Source organism: Micromonospora sp. NPDC049089 (assembly GCF_040648775.1).
In the GTDB taxonomy this organism is placed as follows: Bacteria; Actinomycetota; Actinomycetes; order Mycobacteriales; family Micromonosporaceae; genus Micromonospora.
In genome coordinates this window covers 24638-38870 of record NZ_JBEZEH010000039.1, presented here as the reverse complement: position 1 = coordinate 38870, position 14233 = coordinate 24638, and the positions used below count along the sequence as shown (strand labels likewise).

14 protein-coding genes are annotated in these 14233 nt (G+C 71.1%); 9 read left to right on the top strand and 5 right to left on the bottom strand.

From position 1 onward, the window contains the following. Window positions 1-393: 393 nt before the first annotated feature. Window positions 394-1056 carry a C39 family peptidase gene (locus tag AB0B48_RS09905; RefSeq protein WP_357198565.1) on the top strand — a complete coding sequence of 221 codons (663 nt, stop codon included), beginning with the start codon at window positions 394-396 and terminating at the stop codon, window positions 1054-1056. Window positions 1057-1115: 59 nt separating this feature from the next. Here AB0B48_RS09905 and recQ read toward each other — a convergent pair whose 3' ends face one another. Further along, on the bottom strand, window positions 1116-2960 hold the full coding sequence (gene recQ, locus AB0B48_RS09900) for a DNA helicase RecQ (RefSeq protein WP_357198562.1): 1845 nt from the start codon (window positions 2958-2960) through the stop codon (window positions 1116-1118). A 76-nt stretch (window positions 2961-3036) separates the two neighbouring features. Next, window positions 3037-3381 (bottom strand): hypothetical protein, encoded by a 345-nt coding sequence (locus tag AB0B48_RS09895; protein ID WP_355009940.1) that lies wholly within the window; start codon window positions 3379-3381, stop codon window positions 3037-3039. 253 nt (window positions 3382-3634) lie between these two features. Here AB0B48_RS09895 and rapZ point away from each other — a divergent pair, with 253 nt between their 5' ends. The 8 genes from rapZ (at window position 3635) to AB0B48_RS09855 (ending at window position 10734) form a co-directional block, all read left to right on the top strand. Then, window positions 3635-4537 (top strand): RNase adapter RapZ, encoded by a 903-nt coding sequence (rapZ, locus tag AB0B48_RS09890; protein ID WP_355009982.1) that lies wholly within the window; start codon window positions 3635-3637, stop codon window positions 4535-4537. Next, window positions 4534-5601 carry a 2-phospho-L-lactate transferase CofD family protein gene (locus AB0B48_RS09885; protein WP_357198559.1) on the top strand — a complete coding sequence of 356 codons (1068 nt, stop codon included), beginning with the start codon at window positions 4534-4536 and terminating at the stop codon, window positions 5599-5601. The genes rapZ and AB0B48_RS09885 overlap by 4 nt, the downstream gene beginning before the upstream one ends. A gap of 54 nt (window positions 5602-5655) precedes the next feature. Then, window positions 5656-6636, top strand: coding sequence for a DNA-binding protein WhiA (gene whiA / locus AB0B48_RS09880; RefSeq protein ID WP_210785006.1), 981 nt, complete (start codon window positions 5656-5658; stop codon window positions 6634-6636). A gap of 266 nt (window positions 6637-6902) precedes the next feature. Beyond that, window positions 6903-7907 carry a type I glyceraldehyde-3-phosphate dehydrogenase gene (gene gap, locus AB0B48_RS09875; protein ID WP_357198555.1) on the top strand — a complete coding sequence of 335 codons (1005 nt, stop codon included), beginning with the start codon at window positions 6903-6905 and terminating at the stop codon, window positions 7905-7907. Next, complete coding sequence (locus tag AB0B48_RS09870) at window positions 7904-9103, top strand: phosphoglycerate kinase (RefSeq protein WP_357198552.1); 1200 nt, start codon at window positions 7904-7906, stop codon at window positions 9101-9103. Before gap ends, AB0B48_RS09870 begins: the two co-directional genes overlap by 4 nt. Then, a complete protein-coding gene (gene tpiA, locus AB0B48_RS09865) occupies window positions 9104-9895 on the top strand; it encodes a triose-phosphate isomerase (protein ID WP_357198549.1) in 792 nt (263 codons plus the stop codon). 96 nt (window positions 9896-9991) lie between these two features. Next, on the top strand, window positions 9992-10252 hold the full coding sequence (gene secG / locus AB0B48_RS09860) for a preprotein translocase subunit SecG (protein WP_121653040.1): 261 nt from the start codon (window positions 9992-9994) through the stop codon (window positions 10250-10252). A 140-nt stretch (window positions 10253-10392) separates the two neighbouring features. Next, window positions 10393-10734 carry an RNA polymerase-binding protein RbpA gene (locus tag AB0B48_RS09855; RefSeq protein ID WP_124853953.1) on the top strand — a complete coding sequence of 114 codons (342 nt, stop codon included), beginning with the start codon at window positions 10393-10395 and terminating at the stop codon, window positions 10732-10734. 17 nt (window positions 10735-10751) lie between these two features. Here AB0B48_RS09855 and pgl read toward each other — a convergent pair whose 3' ends face one another. From pgl to zwf, 3 genes are all read right to left on the bottom strand, one after another. Further along, window positions 10752-11522 carry a 6-phosphogluconolactonase gene (gene pgl, locus AB0B48_RS09850; RefSeq protein ID WP_357198545.1) on the bottom strand — a complete coding sequence of 257 codons (771 nt, stop codon included), beginning with the start codon at window positions 11520-11522 and terminating at the stop codon, window positions 10752-10754. Between the two features lie 143 nt (window positions 11523-11665). Then, complete coding sequence (locus tag AB0B48_RS09845; protein ID WP_355009945.1) at window positions 11666-12682, bottom strand: glucose-6-phosphate dehydrogenase assembly protein OpcA; 1017 nt, start codon at window positions 12680-12682, stop codon at window positions 11666-11668. Then, window positions 12679-14232, bottom strand: coding sequence for a glucose-6-phosphate dehydrogenase (zwf, locus tag AB0B48_RS09840; RefSeq protein WP_357198541.1), 1554 nt, complete (start codon window positions 14230-14232; stop codon window positions 12679-12681). Before zwf ends, AB0B48_RS09845 begins: the two co-directional genes overlap by 4 nt. Window position 14233 lies beyond the last annotated feature (1 nt).

Sequence of the window (14233 nt, the reverse complement as noted above, 5' to 3'; positions counted from 1 at the left end):
CTCCACAACGGCCGCGCCGCCCCCGTTAACACCCGGCAGACCCCCACGGTTACACCCCCGCACGGCCGAGCGCCAGCACCACAACGGCCGGTCCGCCCCCGGGAACACCCGGCAGACCCCCACGGTTACACCCCCGCACGGCCGAGCGCCAGCACCACAACGGCCGGGCCGCCCCCGGGAACACCCGGCAGGCCCCCACGGTTACTCCCCCGGAACGGCCGAGCAGCACAACAGGCCGACCGCCTGCGGGTAGGCGGAATGATCCGCCACCGGCACCCGTTACACCACGTCCCGACGCCGACCCCGTTGCGGGTCGCCGGGCACGAACTTTCCCCGCACCACCATCCCCCCGGTGTGGTGTGGGTATCCCCCGAGGCAGAGGAGCACGCCATCATGCGTACCGATCTGATTCGTAAGACCGCTCTGACCGCCGCCGGCCTCGCCTTCACCGGAGGCGCCATCGTCGGACCCGTCACCACCGCGTTCGCCGCCCCGAACACCAGCAAGCCGGCGTCGCAGGCGCAGACCGACCGCAAGGGCCACGGCGAGCGGGAGCTCGGTGTGCGCTACGAGGCCCAGCCGAACTTCTACTACTGCGGCCCCGCCGCCGCCCGCAACGCCCTGAGTGTGCAGGGCAAGGACATCAGCGTGGACGCCATGGCCAAGGAGATGGGCACCACCGAGGCCGGCACCAACTCCATCAACGACATCACCCCCGTGCTGAACAAGGAGACCGGCAAGAACGACGCCTACCACTCCGTCGAGATCAGCACCCCCAAGGCCGATGAGAAGCAGACCGACAAGCTTCGCGCCGACGTCGTCAAGACCGTCGACGACGGGCGGGCCGTGGTCGCCAACATCGCCGGCACCACCACCGACCCCGACGGCGGTATCCACTCCTTCGAGGGTGGGCACTACATCAGCGTCGTCGGCTACCGCGACAACGGCAACATCGTCAAGATCGCCGACTCCGCCGACCCGAACACCGCCTCGTACGAGGTCACCATCGAGCACCTCGCGGACTGGATCGCCACCCGCGGCTACGCCACCAGCTGACCCAAACCACATGACCGATGGGCCGGACCCCCACGAGGGTCCGGCCCTTCGGCATGAGCTCAGTCGGTGGCGAGGACGGCCAGGATCTGCTCGCCGTACTTGGCGAGTTTGTTCTCGCCGACCCCGCTGACCTTGGACAGGTCGCCCAGCGTGCCGGGCGCGTCGCTGGCGATCTGTCGCAGTGTCGCGTCGTGGAAGATGACGTACGCCGGGACGCCCTGTTCCTTGGCGGTGGTCGCGCGCCAGGCTCGCAGCCGCTCGAACAGCGACGCGGCGGCCGGGGTCAGCTCGGCCACGACGGTGGACGCGCCGCGCGACTTCGATGAGCGGCTCGATGCCGGCTTCTCCGGCTCACGGCGCATGGTGACCGTACGGCGGCGAGCGAGGACGTCGGCGCTCGCCTCGGTCAGCGCCAGCGTGCCGTAGTCGCCCTCGACGGCGAGGAGCCCTTCGGCGAGCAGTTGGCGGACCACGCCCCGCCACTCGGCCTCGCTGAGCTCGGAGCCGATGCCGAAGACGGTCAGGGAGTCGTGACCGTACTGGCTGATCTTGTCGGTCTGCTTGCCGAGCAGGATGTCGATGCAGTGCCCGGCGCCGAAGCGCTGGTTGCGTTCGCGGTCGAGGCGGAAGACGGCGGAAAGCAACTTCTGGGCGGCGACGGTGCCGTCCCAGGTCTCCGGTGGGGTGAGGCAGGTGTCGCAGTTGCCGCACGCCGCCGTCGTCGTCTCGCCGAAGTATTCGAGCAGTTGGACCCGCCGGCAGCGCACCGTCTCGCAGAGGGCGAGCATCGCGTCCAGGTGTGCGGCCAGGTTGCGGCGGTGGGCGAGGTCCCCGTCGGACGTCTCGATCATCTTGCGTTGCTGGACCACGTCCTGAAGCCCGTACGCCAGCCAGGCGGTGGACGGCAGACCGTCACGGCCGGCGCGGCCGGTCTCCTGGTAGTAGCCCTCGACGGACTTGGGTAGGTCGAGGTGGGCGACGAACCGCACGTCGGGCTTGTCGATGCCCATGCCGAAGGCGATGGTGGCTACCATGACCAGGCCGTCTTCCCGCAGGAAGCGCTGCTGGTTGCGGGCGCGGGTGCCCGCGTCCAGCCCTGCGTGGTACGGCAGCGCGGCGACCCCGTTGGCGGTGAGGAACTCCGCCGTCTTGTCGACCGAGGCACGGGACAGGCAGTAGACGATGCCGGCGTCGCCGGGGTGCTCGTCGCGCAGCAGGGTCAGTAACTGCTTGCGGGGCTCGCGCTTGGGCACGATCCGGTACTGGATGTTGGGCCGGTCGAAACTGGCCACGAAGTGCCGGGCGTCGTCGAGGTTGAGCCGGGTCGCGATCTCGGTGCGGGTGGCGCTGGTCGCGGTGGCGGTCAGGGCGATGCGGGGCACCTGCGGCCAGCGTTCGTGCAGCATGGAGAGCGCGAGATAGTCGGGGCGGAAGTCGTGCCCCCACTGGGACACGCAGTGCGCCTCGTCGATCGCGAACAGGGAGATGCGGCCCCGGTCGAGCAGGGCGAGGGTGGATCGGACGCCGAGCGCCTCCGGGGCGAGGTAGAGCAGGTCCAGCTCGCCGGCGACGAAGGCCGCCTCCACCCGTCGCCGGGCGTCCAGGGTCTGGGTCGAGTTGAGGAACCCGGCGCGTACGCCGACCGCGGTGAGGGCGTCCACCTGGTCCTGCATGAGCGCGATCAGCGGGGACACGACGACGGCGACCCCGTCGCGGACCAGGGCCGGGATCTGGTAGCACAGGGACTTGCCGCCACCGGTGGGCATCAACACCAGCGCGTCGCCGCCATCGACCACGTGGTCGATCAGGTCCCGCTGGAAACCGCGGAAGGCGTCGTAGCCGAACACCCGGCTCAGCACGTCCAGGGCGTCGGAGGCGGCCCGCAGGTCGGTGGGAGAAGCCATCCGGGGAGTCTACGAGCCCAGCCCGACAGCGCCCGCCCGGCGCACCCGGGTCGGGTGGGCCGGACGGGCGGGGCGGTCAGCCGGGCTGGCTGGACCGGTTGGCCAGGCCGCGTGGCGGGGCCTTCATCCCGATCACGATGTCGACGATCTCGATGTAGCGGGCCTTGTTGCCCATGCGGAAGGCGGTGGCCGCCGCGTTGATCTCCTCCAGGGTGTCGGCCTCGACCATGGTGACCTGGTCGTACGTGCCGTTCACCCCGGTGCAGACGACGTGGGTGAGCTGCTTGGCGAAGCGGCCCAGGTCACGGGCGTGCTCGGCGGAGATCTCGTGGATGCCCTCACGTCCGAGGGCGAAGTATTCGGGGTTGATCCGCATGAACAGGAAGCCCACGTACTTGTTCTTGTCCGCCAGGTCGTGCATCGCACCCTCCCAGATATCGGCCTTGACCTGCGGTTATCGCAAGGAGCGTATAGACGGTTACTGATCGTCATCAAGGGCGCGCACTGTCGGGAGCGCGACCGCCGGGCGCTCGGTGTGCGCCGTCCGGCCACGGGTGCCGGGCGGGGACCGGGTGGCGGGATAGAGTCGCTGATTGACCAATCGCGGCCGAGGGCGGCCGCGGCGCCACGGCTTGGGGGTACGGGTGAGCGAGGCGCGCACAGCCGGGGACCGGATCGACGGCCCGGATGCCAATGACGAGCAGGTGGCGGCTGAGTCGGAGACCACATTGGTGGTGGTCACCGGCGTCTCCGGGGGTGGCCGCAGCACTGTGGCCCGGGCGTTGGAGAACGTCGGCTACTACGTCGTGGACAACCTGCCGCAGGCCCTGATGCTGGACATGGCCGAGCTGGCGTTCAAGGCGGGCGGCGCGGCTCGGCGTACCGCGATGGTGCTGGACGTGCGGTCGCGGGCCTTCTCCACGGACCTGGCCGGGGCGATCCGGGAGCTCAAGGAGCGCGGATTCTCGCCCCGGGTGGTCTTCGTCGACGCCGACGACGAGGTGCTGATCCGGCGGTTCGAGAGCGTTCGCCGTTCGCATCCGTTGCAGGGTGACGGGCGGCTGGCCGACGGCATCGCCGTGGAGCGCGGCCTGCTGGAGGAGGCCCGTGACCAGGCCGACGTGATCATTGACACCAGCCACCTGAACGTCAACCAGCTCCGGCGCCGCATCGAGGAGCTGTTCGGCGGCGAGGACGCCCGCCGGCTGCGGGTCACCGTGTTGTCGTTCGGCTTCAAGTACGGCCTGCCACCGGACGCCGACTTCGTGTTGGACGCCCGCTTCCTGCCCAATCCGTACTGGGTGCCGGAGCTGCGGGAGCACACCGGGCGGGAGGAGGCGGTCAGCGCGTACGTGCTGGGCCAGGAGGGCGCGGACGCCTTCGTCGCCTCGTACGCCGACCTGGTCAACGCCACCACGACCGGCTTCGAGCGGGAGGGCAAGCGGTACCTCACGGTCGCCGTGGGCTGCACCGGCGGCAAGCACCGCAGCGTGGCCATCGCCGAGGAGTTGGCCAGCCGACTGCGTCACTCGGGGTTGGCGGCGAACGCCCAGCACCGCGACCTGGGGCGGGAATGACGGCCCGGCGGGTGGTGGCGTTCGGCGGCGGGCACGGTCTGTCCGCCTCGTTGCGTGCGCTGCGCCACTGCGCCCCCGAACTCGACCTCGACATCACCGCGGTGGTCACGGTGGGTGACGACGGTGGTTCCAGTGGTCGGCTGCGGGCCGAGCGGGGTGGCCTGCCGCCGGGAGATCTGCGCCAGGCGTTGGTGGCCCTGGCCGGTGACCACCCGGCCACCCGGCGCAGCGCCGGGCTGTTCCAGCACCGCTTCGCCGCCGCGCCGGTGGGCGTACCCGGACCCGGCGCGACCGGCCGGGGCCTGGCGGCGGGCGACGACGCGGGCCGGGACGGCGCGGCTCCGCGCGGCACCGACGGGGCGTCGGCCGGCACCGACGGTCTGACCGGGCACGCGGTGGGCAACCTGGTGCTCTGCGGCCTCATGGAGCTGCTCGGCGACCCGGTGGCGGCGCTGGAGCACGCCGGCGCGATGCTCGGCGCGGTGGGCCGGGTGTTGCCGATGTCCCGCCAACCGGTCGGCATCGAGGCGCGGGTACGCGGTGCCGACCCGGCCGCCCCGGACGAGGTGTGCACGGTCAGTGGCCAGCACCAGGTGGCCGTGACCACCGGGCGGGTCGAGTCGCTGCGCCTCACCCCGAGCGCCCCACCGGCGTGCGCCGAGGCCATCGAGGCGATCCGGGCGGCCGATTGGTTGATCTTTGGGCCGGGCAGCTGGTACACGAGTGTGCTTCCGCACCTGCTGGTGCCGCAGTTGGCCGACGCGATCGTGTCCACCTCGGCCCGGCGGCTGGTCACGTTGAACCTCGCCGCGGAGAAGGAGACCCTGGGGCTCTCCGTCGCCGATCATCTCGCGGCACTGCACTGGTACCTGCCCGAACTCAAGGTCGATCTTGTGCTCGCCGACGCCAAGGCGGTGGGTGACCCCGAACCGGTCGAACGTGCGGCAGAATCGCTGGGTGCCCGCCTGGTCCTCGCCCCCGTCGCCGTTGTCGACGGGACTCCCCGCCATGATCCGGCTGCCCTGGGCGCCGCGCTGGTGCCTGTCCTGGGCGCCGATCGTTAGACACGTACGTAATCTCCGGCGACACGCCGGAACAGGTCCGTGAGGGGACGCACAATGGCGATGACGGCCGCGGTCAAGGACGAGCTGAGTCGGGTCGACGTGCCCAAGCCCTGCTGCCGGCGGGCGGAGATGGCCGCGCTGCTGCGCTTCGCCGGCGGGCTGCACATCGTCTCCGGCCGCGTGGTGGTGGAGGCGGAACTGGACACCGGGGCGGTCGCCCGGCGGCTGCGCCGGGAGGTCGCCGAGGTCTACGGCTACCCCAGCGAGATCCACGTGCTGGCCTCCGGTGGGCTGCGCAAGGGCAGCCACTTCATCGTGCGGGTGGTCAAGGACGGCGAGGCCCTCGCGCGGCAGACCGGCCTGCTCGACGTGCGGGGTCGCCCGGTGCGAGGGCTGCCCCCACACGTGGTGGCGGCCAACGTCTGCTGCGCGGTCTCCGCGTGGCGGGGCGCGTTCATGGCCCACGGCTCGCTCACCGAGCCCGGCCGCTCCAGCGCGCTGGAGATCACCTGCCCGGGGCCGGAGTCCGCGCTGGCGCTGGTCGGCGCGGCCCGCCGCATCGGCATCACCGCGAAGAACCGCGAGGTACGCGGGGTGGACCGGGTGGTCGTCAAGGACGGCGACGCTATCGCCGCGCTGCTCACCCGGATCGGCGCGCACTCCAGCGTGCTGGCCTGGGAGGAGCGTCGGGTACGCCGCGAGGTGCGGGCCACCGCCAACCGGCTCGCCAACTTCGACGACGCCAACCTGCGCCGCTCGGCGCGGGCGGCGGTCGCCGCGGCCGCCCGGGTCACCCGTGCGTTGGAGATCCTCGCCGACGAGGCGCCCAACCACCTGACCGACGCCGGTCGGCTGCGTCTGGAGCACCGGCAGGCGTCGCTGGAGGAACTGGGCGCCCTGGCCGACCCCCCGCTGACCAAGGACGCCATCGCGGGACGGATCCGCAGGCTCCTGGCGCTGGCCGACAAGCGGGCCCGCGACCTTGGCATCCCGGATACGGAAGCGGCAGTCACGCCCGACATGCTCGTGGTCTGATAGGACGGTGGGGCCGCACGGTGCGCCCGGGAGCGCGACCCGGCGCAGCGTGGTCTCGCACGCTCGGATAAGGTCGCTGAGTACGGCAAGGGGGCCGACACCGGCCTTTCTCGTCGTGCCCACCGCCTCGGGCGGTCAGGTCCTCAGACCGCGCGGCGGGGTGGCCGAGATGAACCGTCGACGGCCGGCTCCAACGGTCGGCGCACACCATTCCCGCCGGCCCGTTGTCTGAAGCCGGCGGACCAGAACGCGAGGAGATGGGACCTGTGACCATCCGGGTTGGCATCAACGGCTTTGGCCGAATCGGCCGTAACTTCTTCCGGGCAGTGCTGGCGTCTGACGCCGACATCGAGGTCGTGGCGGTGAACGACCTGACCGACAACGCCACGCTCGCCCACCTGCTCAAGTACGACAGCATCCTCGGTCGCCTGCCGTACGAGGTCAAGGCCAACTCCGACGAGATCACCGTCGGTGGCAAGACCATCAAGGCGTACGCCGAGAAGGACCCGTCGAAGCTGCCGTGGGGCGAGGTCGGCGCCGACGTCGTCATCGAGTCGACCGGCTTCTTCACCGACGCCACCAAGGCCAAGGCGCACGTCGACGGTGGGGCCAAGAAGGTCATCATCTCCGCCCCGGCGAAGAACGAGGACGTCACCGTCGTCATGGGTGTCAACCACGACACCTACGACCCGGCGAAGCACACCATCATCTCCAACGCTTCGTGCACCACCAACTGCCTCGCGCCGATGGCGAAGGTCCTGCACGACACGTTCGGCATCCAGCACGGTCTGATGACGACGATCCACGCGTACACCCAGGACCAGAACCTCCAGGACGCGCCGCACTCGGACCTGCGTCGTGCCCGGGCCGCCGCGCTGAACATCGTCCCGACCTCGACCGGCGCCGCCAAGGCGATCGGCCTGGTCCTGCCGGACCTCAAGGGCAAGCTCGACGGCTACGCCCTGCGGGTGCCGATCCCGACCGGCTCGGTCACCGACCTCACCGTCAACGTGGGTCGCGAGACCACCGTGGACGAGGTCAACGCCGCGCTGAAGGCCGCCGCGGACGGCCCGCTCAAGGGCATCCTGGTCTACAACGAGGACCCGATCGTCTCCACCGACATCGTGACCGACCCGGCGTCGTGCATCTTCGACGCGCCGCTGACCAAGGTCGTCGGCAACCAGGTCAAGGTCGTCGGCTGGTACGACAACGAGTGGGGCTACTCCAACCGCCTCGTCGACCTCGTCAAGCTGGTCGGTTCGTCGCTGTGAGCATCCGGACCCTCGACGACCTGCTCGCCGAGGGGGTGTCGGGTCGGCGCGTGCTGGTGCGCGCCGACCTGAACGTCCCGCTCGACAAGCAGACTGGTGCGATCACGGATGACGGGCGCATCCGCGCGGTGCTGCCGACCCTCGGCGCGCTGGTCGAGGCCGGCGCGAAGGTGGTCGTCTGCTCGCACCTGGGCCGCCCGAAGGGCGCTCCGGACCCGCAGTTCAGCCTGGTCCCGGTCGCCGGGCGGCTCGGTGAGCTGCTGGGCGCGCCGGTGCACTTCGCCACCGACACCGTGGGCGAGTCGGCCCGCGCCACCGTCGCCGACCTGGCCGACGGCCAGGTCGCCCTGCTGGAGAACCTGCGTTTCAACGCGGGCGAGACCAGCAAGGACGAGGCCGAGCGGGGCGCCTTCGCGGACCAGCTCGCCGCGTTCGGCGACGCGTACGTGGACGACGCGTTCGGTGCCGTGCACCGCAAGCACGCCAGCGTCTTCGACGTGCCGGCCCGGTTGCCGCACGTCGCGGGTCGGCTGGTGCTGCGTGAGGTCGAGGTGCTCTCCAAGCTCACCGGTGACCCCGAGCGCCCGTACGTCGTGGTGCTCGGTGGGTCGAAGGTGTCCGACAAGCTCGCCGTGATCGAGGCTCTGCTGCCCACTGTCGACCGGCTGCTCATCGGTGGCGGGATGTGTTTCACCTTCCTCAAGGCCCAGGGCCTGGAGGTGGGCACCTCGCTGCTGGAGAAGGACATGGTCGACACCTGCCGCAACCTGCTGGAGCGGGCCGACGGCAAGATCATGCTGCCGGTCGACGTGGTGGTGGCGGACGCGTTCGCTCCGGACGCGGCGCACGACACGGTGCGGGTCGACGGCATCCCGAGCCACCGGCTCGGCCTGGATGTCGGCCCGGAGACGGTGGCTGGCTTCAGCGCCGCGCTGTCCCAGGCGAAGACGATCTTCTGGAACGGCCCGATGGGCGTGTTCGAGATGCCGGCCTTCGCCGCGGGCACCCGGGGGATCGCCGAGGCGATCACCAAGGCCGACGCGTTCAGCGTCGTCGGTGGCGGTGACTCGGCCGCGGCCGTCCGTGCCCTGGGGCTGGACGAGTCGTCCTTCGGGCACATCTCCACCGGTGGTGGCGCCTCCCTGGAATACCTCGAGGGCAAGACCCTCCCCGGCATCGCGGCCCTGGAGAACTGAATGTCGAGCACCACCCGCCGGCCGCTGATGGCCGGCAACTGGAAGATGAACCTCAACCACCTCGAGGCCAACCTGCTGGTGCAGAAGCTGGCGGCGAGCCTCACCGAGAAGCAGCTCACCGCCGTCGAGACGGTGGTGCTGCCACCCTTCACCGACCTGCGAACCGTGCAGACCGCGGTGGACGGGGACAAGCTGCTGATCGGCTACGGCGGGCAGGACCTCTCCCCGCACGCGTCCGGCGCGTACACCGGGGACATCTCCGGGCCGCAGCTGGCCAAGCTCGGCTGCACGTACGTGGTGGTCGGGCACTCCGAGCGGCGGGCCTACCACCACGAGGACGACGCGCTGGTCAACGCCAAGGTCAAGGCGGCGCTGACGCACGGCCTGACCCCGATCCTGTGCGTGGGGGAGGGGCTTGACGTCCGCGAGCAGGGCACCCACGTGGCGCACTGCTCCGACCAGCTCGACGGGGGCCTCGCCGGGCTCACCCCCGAGCAGGTGCGGCAGGTCGTGATCGCGTACGAGCCGGTCTGGGCGATCGGCACCGGCAAGACCGCGACCCCGGACGACGCCCAGGAGGTCTGCGGGGCGGTGCGCCAGCGACTGGCGGAACGCTTCGACCAGGAGACCGCCGACCAGGTTCGGGTTCTCTACGGCGGGTCGGTCAAGGCGTCCAACGTCGCCTCGATCATGGCCCAACCGGACGTGGACGGGGGCCTGGTGGGGGGCGCCAGCCTGGACGCCGAGGAATTCGCTCAGATCTGCAGGTTCCCGGAGCACCTCGCCCGCTGATCGCTCGGTATCCTTGACACCGCCCGTCCGCCGGTCGGTGCCGCCGTGCCCGATCAGACCGGGCGAGGATCGCTACGAGAGGAACTGACCCCAGCCATGCCGATCTGGTTCGCATACACGTTGATCGTGTTGCTGGTCATCACGAGCATTCTGCTCACCCTGCTGATCCTGCTGCACCGTGGCAAGGGTGGCGGTCTGTCGAGCATGTTCGGCGGTGGCGTCAGCTCCAGCCTCGCCGGCTCCTCGGTCGCCGAGAAGAACCTGGACCGCTACACCGTTCTGGTGAGCGTCGTCTGGTTCGCCGCCATCATCGGGCTCGGGCTCTGGCTGCGCCTCCAAATGAACAGCGGCGCCTGAGCAGGCTCAGTAAGTCGTACAATCTGCGCGCGGTTCGTCACTCGACGGGCCGCGCGCAGGCTTTTCTCCGCTGCACCGCGTCGCCCGCCGCTCCACCCCCGAAGACGGCGGGTCCCCTCCGACGACAGGAGCGAGCAGCCGTGCCGAATGGCAACGTTATCCGGGGAGCCCGGGTCGGGTCCGCACCGATGCGCCCCGACGAGCGGCACCAACCCGCCCCCCGACAGGACGTCACCTACTGGTGCCGTAACGACCACCGGGTCGACATTCGGATCGCCGCGGACGTCGAACCGCCACCCCTGTGGGACTGCCCCCGCTGTGGCCTACCCGCCGGTCGGGACGCCCAGAACCCACCAGGTCGGGTCCGCGCCGAACCGTACAAGAGCCACCTGGCGTACGTGAAGGAGCGCCGTACCGCCGAGGAGGGAGAGGCCCTGCTCGCCGAGGCGCTCGCCGCACTGCGCCGTCGACGCGGCGAGTAGCGGGCTCCTCCGCCCGCTCAGCGCAGACTGCGCAGTCGGACGGGCACATCGGCTGCGGCCGTCCGGTCCAGCAACCAGCGGGTGCGGTTCACGCCGTGCACGCCGGCTGCCGGCAACTGCACCGGGCCTGCGCCGGCCAACGCCATACCCACCGCACGAGCCTTGTCGGCGCCGGCGGCCACCAGCCAGACCTCCTCGGCGGTGTTGATCGCCGGCAGGGTGAGGGTGGTCCGCGTCGGCGGCGGCTTGGGGCTGCCCCGCACCGCGCTCACCGGCCGGGTCTCGTAGCCCACCGGGTGCTCGGGGAAGACCGAGGCCACGTGGCCGTCCTCGCCGACGCCCAGCATCAGCACGTCGAAGTGCGGCAGTGTGGCGTTCCCGGGCCGGGCGGCGCGGGCCAGCTCCTGCGCGTACTCGGCAGCCGCCGCCTCGGGGTCGTTGCCGGCCGGGCCGTCCGAAGCCGGCATCGCGTGCACCCGGGCCGGATTCAGCGGCACCACGTCCAGCAGGGCGGCCCGGGCCTGCGTCTCGTTGCGGTCCGGATCACCGGCGGGCAGGAACCGTTCGTCGCCCCACCACACGTCGACCCGGGACCAGTCCACCGCGTCGCGGGCCGGCAGCGTCGCCACCGCCCGGTAGACGGCCGCCGCGACCCGACCTCCGGTGAGCACCACCGAGGCTTCGCCCCGGTCGGCCTGGGCGTCGAGCAGCTTCACCAGCAACCGAGCCGCCACGGCCTGCGCCAGCAGGTCGGCGTCGGCGTGGACGGCGACACTCGCCTCACTCATGGTTGCGCCTTCGTTCGAGGACCGCGAGGCGGTCGCTGTCGTGCCCGGGGCGGTGTGCCCGAGGTGGTGGGGCGAAAACCCCGGAGATTGCGGGGCAGGGCCGGTGCGTACCGGCCCTGCCCGACGTTGTGCCCCGGCTGGGCTCAGCCCTCGCCGCTCGTGCCGACGTGCGCGGTCACCCCGGCCTCGGCGCGCTGCGCGGTGGCCGGATCCTTCCAGACGTGGACCCGCTGCGCGGGGCGCTGATCCAGCCCTCGCAGCCCGACAGTCGCGCCCAGCGCCTCCGCGTACACCTGGTCGGCGTCCAGCCGGCGCAGCTCCTCGGCCAGTTCGTCGCCGAGCGGGCGGCGCACCAGCGGCAGGGCCCGGTCGTCCTGGCCCGTGCGCCGGAACACGGCCATGCTGTCCTCGCGGGTCAGCGTCAGCTGATCGCCGTTGGCGCAGCTGAGCTGCACCTCCCGCATCCGGGGGAATTCGTTGCTGTCCACCCGGCGTGGGGTGATGCCGAGCCGGCTGGACAGCCAACCGGCCATCAGCGCCGCCGTCGGATCAGTGGGAGGCGCGACGATCGTCGCCTCGGTGACCTGGGCGTTGGTGGTGTCGAACGCCCCGGCGACAAGGGTGCGCCACGGGGTGATCCGGGTCCACGCCAGGTCGGTGTCGCCCGGGGCGTAGTCCCGGGCCCGCTGCCGCAGCGCCTCCAACGGGTCGGCGGCCTGCGCAGAGTCGGTGATCCTCCGGTCGGCCACCACCCCGAGGAAGTCGGTGGCGATCTCCGCCGGCGGCTCGCCGTGCCACCAGGTGACCACCGGTACGTCGGGAACGAGCAGCGGCATCACGACCGACTCGGCGTGCAGGGACAACCGGCCGTACATCCGGGTGACCACCGCCTCGCACGGGCCGAGCCGGCCACCGACCACGATCTCCGCGTCCAGTCGGTTGCGGTCCCGCTCGATCTCCGAGCGGACCACCACCACGAGGCGGCACGGGTGCGCCGCGGCGGCGATCGTCGCGGCGGCCTCAGCCTCCCGGACCCGCTTCTCGTCCACCACCACGATGAGGGTGAGCGCCATGCCGCTGGCCACCCCGCCGGCGCTGCGCCGCTCGGCGGCGAGCGCCTTGACCACCTCGTTGCCGGTGGTGTCCCACAGCCCGATCATGCTCGTCTCCAGGCGCGGCCCTCGCGGGCCAGCATCTCGTCGGAGGCCCGGGGGCCCCACTCGCCGGCCCGGTACGGCTCCGGGGTGGTGCCCTCCCAGGCGTGCTCAAGGGGGTCGATCACCTGCCAGCTCTGCTCGACCTCGGCCGCGTCCGGGAACAGGGTGCGGTCGCCGATCAGCACGTCCAGCACCAGACGCTCGTACGCCTCGGGGCTGGACTCGGTGAACGCCTCGCCGTACTGGAAGTCCATCGCGATGTCGCGGACCTCCATGGTCGTGCCCGGTACCTTCGAGCCGAACTTGAGCACCACGCCCTCGTCCGGCTGCACCCGGATGACCAGCTGGTTGTTGCCCAGCGACTCCATGTCGGCGTCGTTGAACGGCAGGTGCGGCGCCTTCTTGAACATGATGGCGACCTCGGTGACCCGCCGGGGCAGCCGCTTGCCGGCCCGGATGTAGAACGGCACCTCCGCCCAGCGGCGGTTCTGGATGCCCAACCGCACCGCCACGTACGTCTCAGTGGTGGAGTCGGCGGGGACGTCCCGCTCTTCCAGGTAACCGACAGCGCGTTCGCCGCCGACCCAGCCCGGCAGGTACTGACCGCGGACGGTGTCCCGGGCGACGTCCTTCGGCAGGGTGATGGCCTTGAGCACCTTCAGCTTCTCAGCCCGGATCTCGTCGGCGTCGAAGCTGGTCGGCTCCTCCATCGCCACCAGGGCGAGGAGTTGGAGAAGGTGGTTCTGCAGCACGTCGCGGGCGGTGCCGACGGTGTCGTAGAAGCCGGCGCGGCTGCCGATGCCGACGTCCTCCGCCATGGTGATCTGCACCGAGTCGACGTACTTCGAGTTCCACAGCGGCTCGAACAGGTTGTTGGCGAACCGCAGGGCGAGGATGTTCTGAACCGTCTCCTTGCCCAGGTAGTGGTCGATCCGGAAGACGTCCTCCCGGGTGAACACGTCGTCGACGAGGTCGTTGAGGGCCTTCGCCGAGGGCAGGTCGTTACCGAACGGCTTCTCCACCACGACCCGGCGCCAACCGCCGGACTTGTTGTTGTCGGCCATCCCGGTGCGGGCCAACTGCTTGAGCACGACAGGGAACGCGGCCGGCGGGATGGAGAAGTAGAACGCCGCGTTGCCGGTGATGCCGTGGGTCTGGCGCAGATCGTCAAGCGTCGAGGCGAGGGTGTCGAAGGCGGCGTCGTCGTCGAACGAACCGCCAACGAACTTGATGTTGCCGGCCAGCCGCGCCCACACCTCGTCCCGCCACGGCGTGCGGGCGTGCTTGCGGGCAGCCTCGCAGGCCAACGTCTCGAAGTCGCCGTCACCCCAGTCCCGGCGCGCGAAACCGAGCACCACGAAGCCCGGCGGCAACAGCCCCCGGTTGGCCAGGTCGTAGACCGCAGGGAGCAGTTTCTTGCGGGCCAGGTCGCCGGTCACCCCGAAGATCACCAGAGCACAGGGCTCCGGGATCCGGGGCAACCGGCGGTCCTGCGGGTCGCGCAGCGGGTTCACCGAACCGCCTCCTCGCTCCGCCTCAGTCACGTCGTCCATC

Excerpts from the sequence above, each read along its gene's own strand:
- AB0B48_RS09905 (WP_357198565.1), top strand. The coding sequence starts at position 394 with ATGCGTACCGATCTGATTCGTAAGACCGCTCTGACCGCCGCCGGCCTC.
- recQ (WP_357198562.1), bottom strand. The coding sequence starts at position 2,960 with ATGGCTTCTCCCACCGACCTGCGGGCCGCCTCCGACGCCCTGGACGTG.
- AB0B48_RS09895 (WP_355009940.1), bottom strand. The coding sequence starts at position 3,381 with ATGCACGACCTGGCGGACAAGAACAAGTACGTGGGCTTCCTGTTCATG.
- AB0B48_RS09885 (WP_357198559.1), top strand. The coding sequence starts at position 4,534 with ATGACGGCCCGGCGGGTGGTGGCGTTCGGCGGCGGGCACGGTCTGTCC.
- whiA (WP_210785006.1), top strand. The coding sequence starts at position 5,656 with ATGGCGATGACGGCCGCGGTCAAGGACGAGCTGAGTCGGGTCGACGTG.
- tpiA (WP_357198549.1), top strand. The coding sequence starts at position 9,104 with ATGTCGAGCACCACCCGCCGGCCGCTGATGGCCGGCAACTGGAAGATG.
- secG (WP_121653040.1), top strand. The coding sequence starts at position 9,992 with ATGCCGATCTGGTTCGCATACACGTTGATCGTGTTGCTGGTCATCACG.
- pgl (WP_357198545.1), bottom strand. The coding sequence starts at position 11,522 with ATGAGTGAGGCGAGTGTCGCCGTCCACGCCGACGCCGACCTGCTGGCG.
- AB0B48_RS09845 (WP_355009945.1), bottom strand. The coding sequence starts at position 12,682 with ATGATCGGGCTGTGGGACACCACCGGCAACGAGGTGGTCAAGGCGCTC.
- zwf (WP_357198541.1), bottom strand. The coding sequence starts at position 14,232 with ATGGACGACGTGACTGAGGCGGAGCGAGGAGGCGGTTCGGTGAACCCG.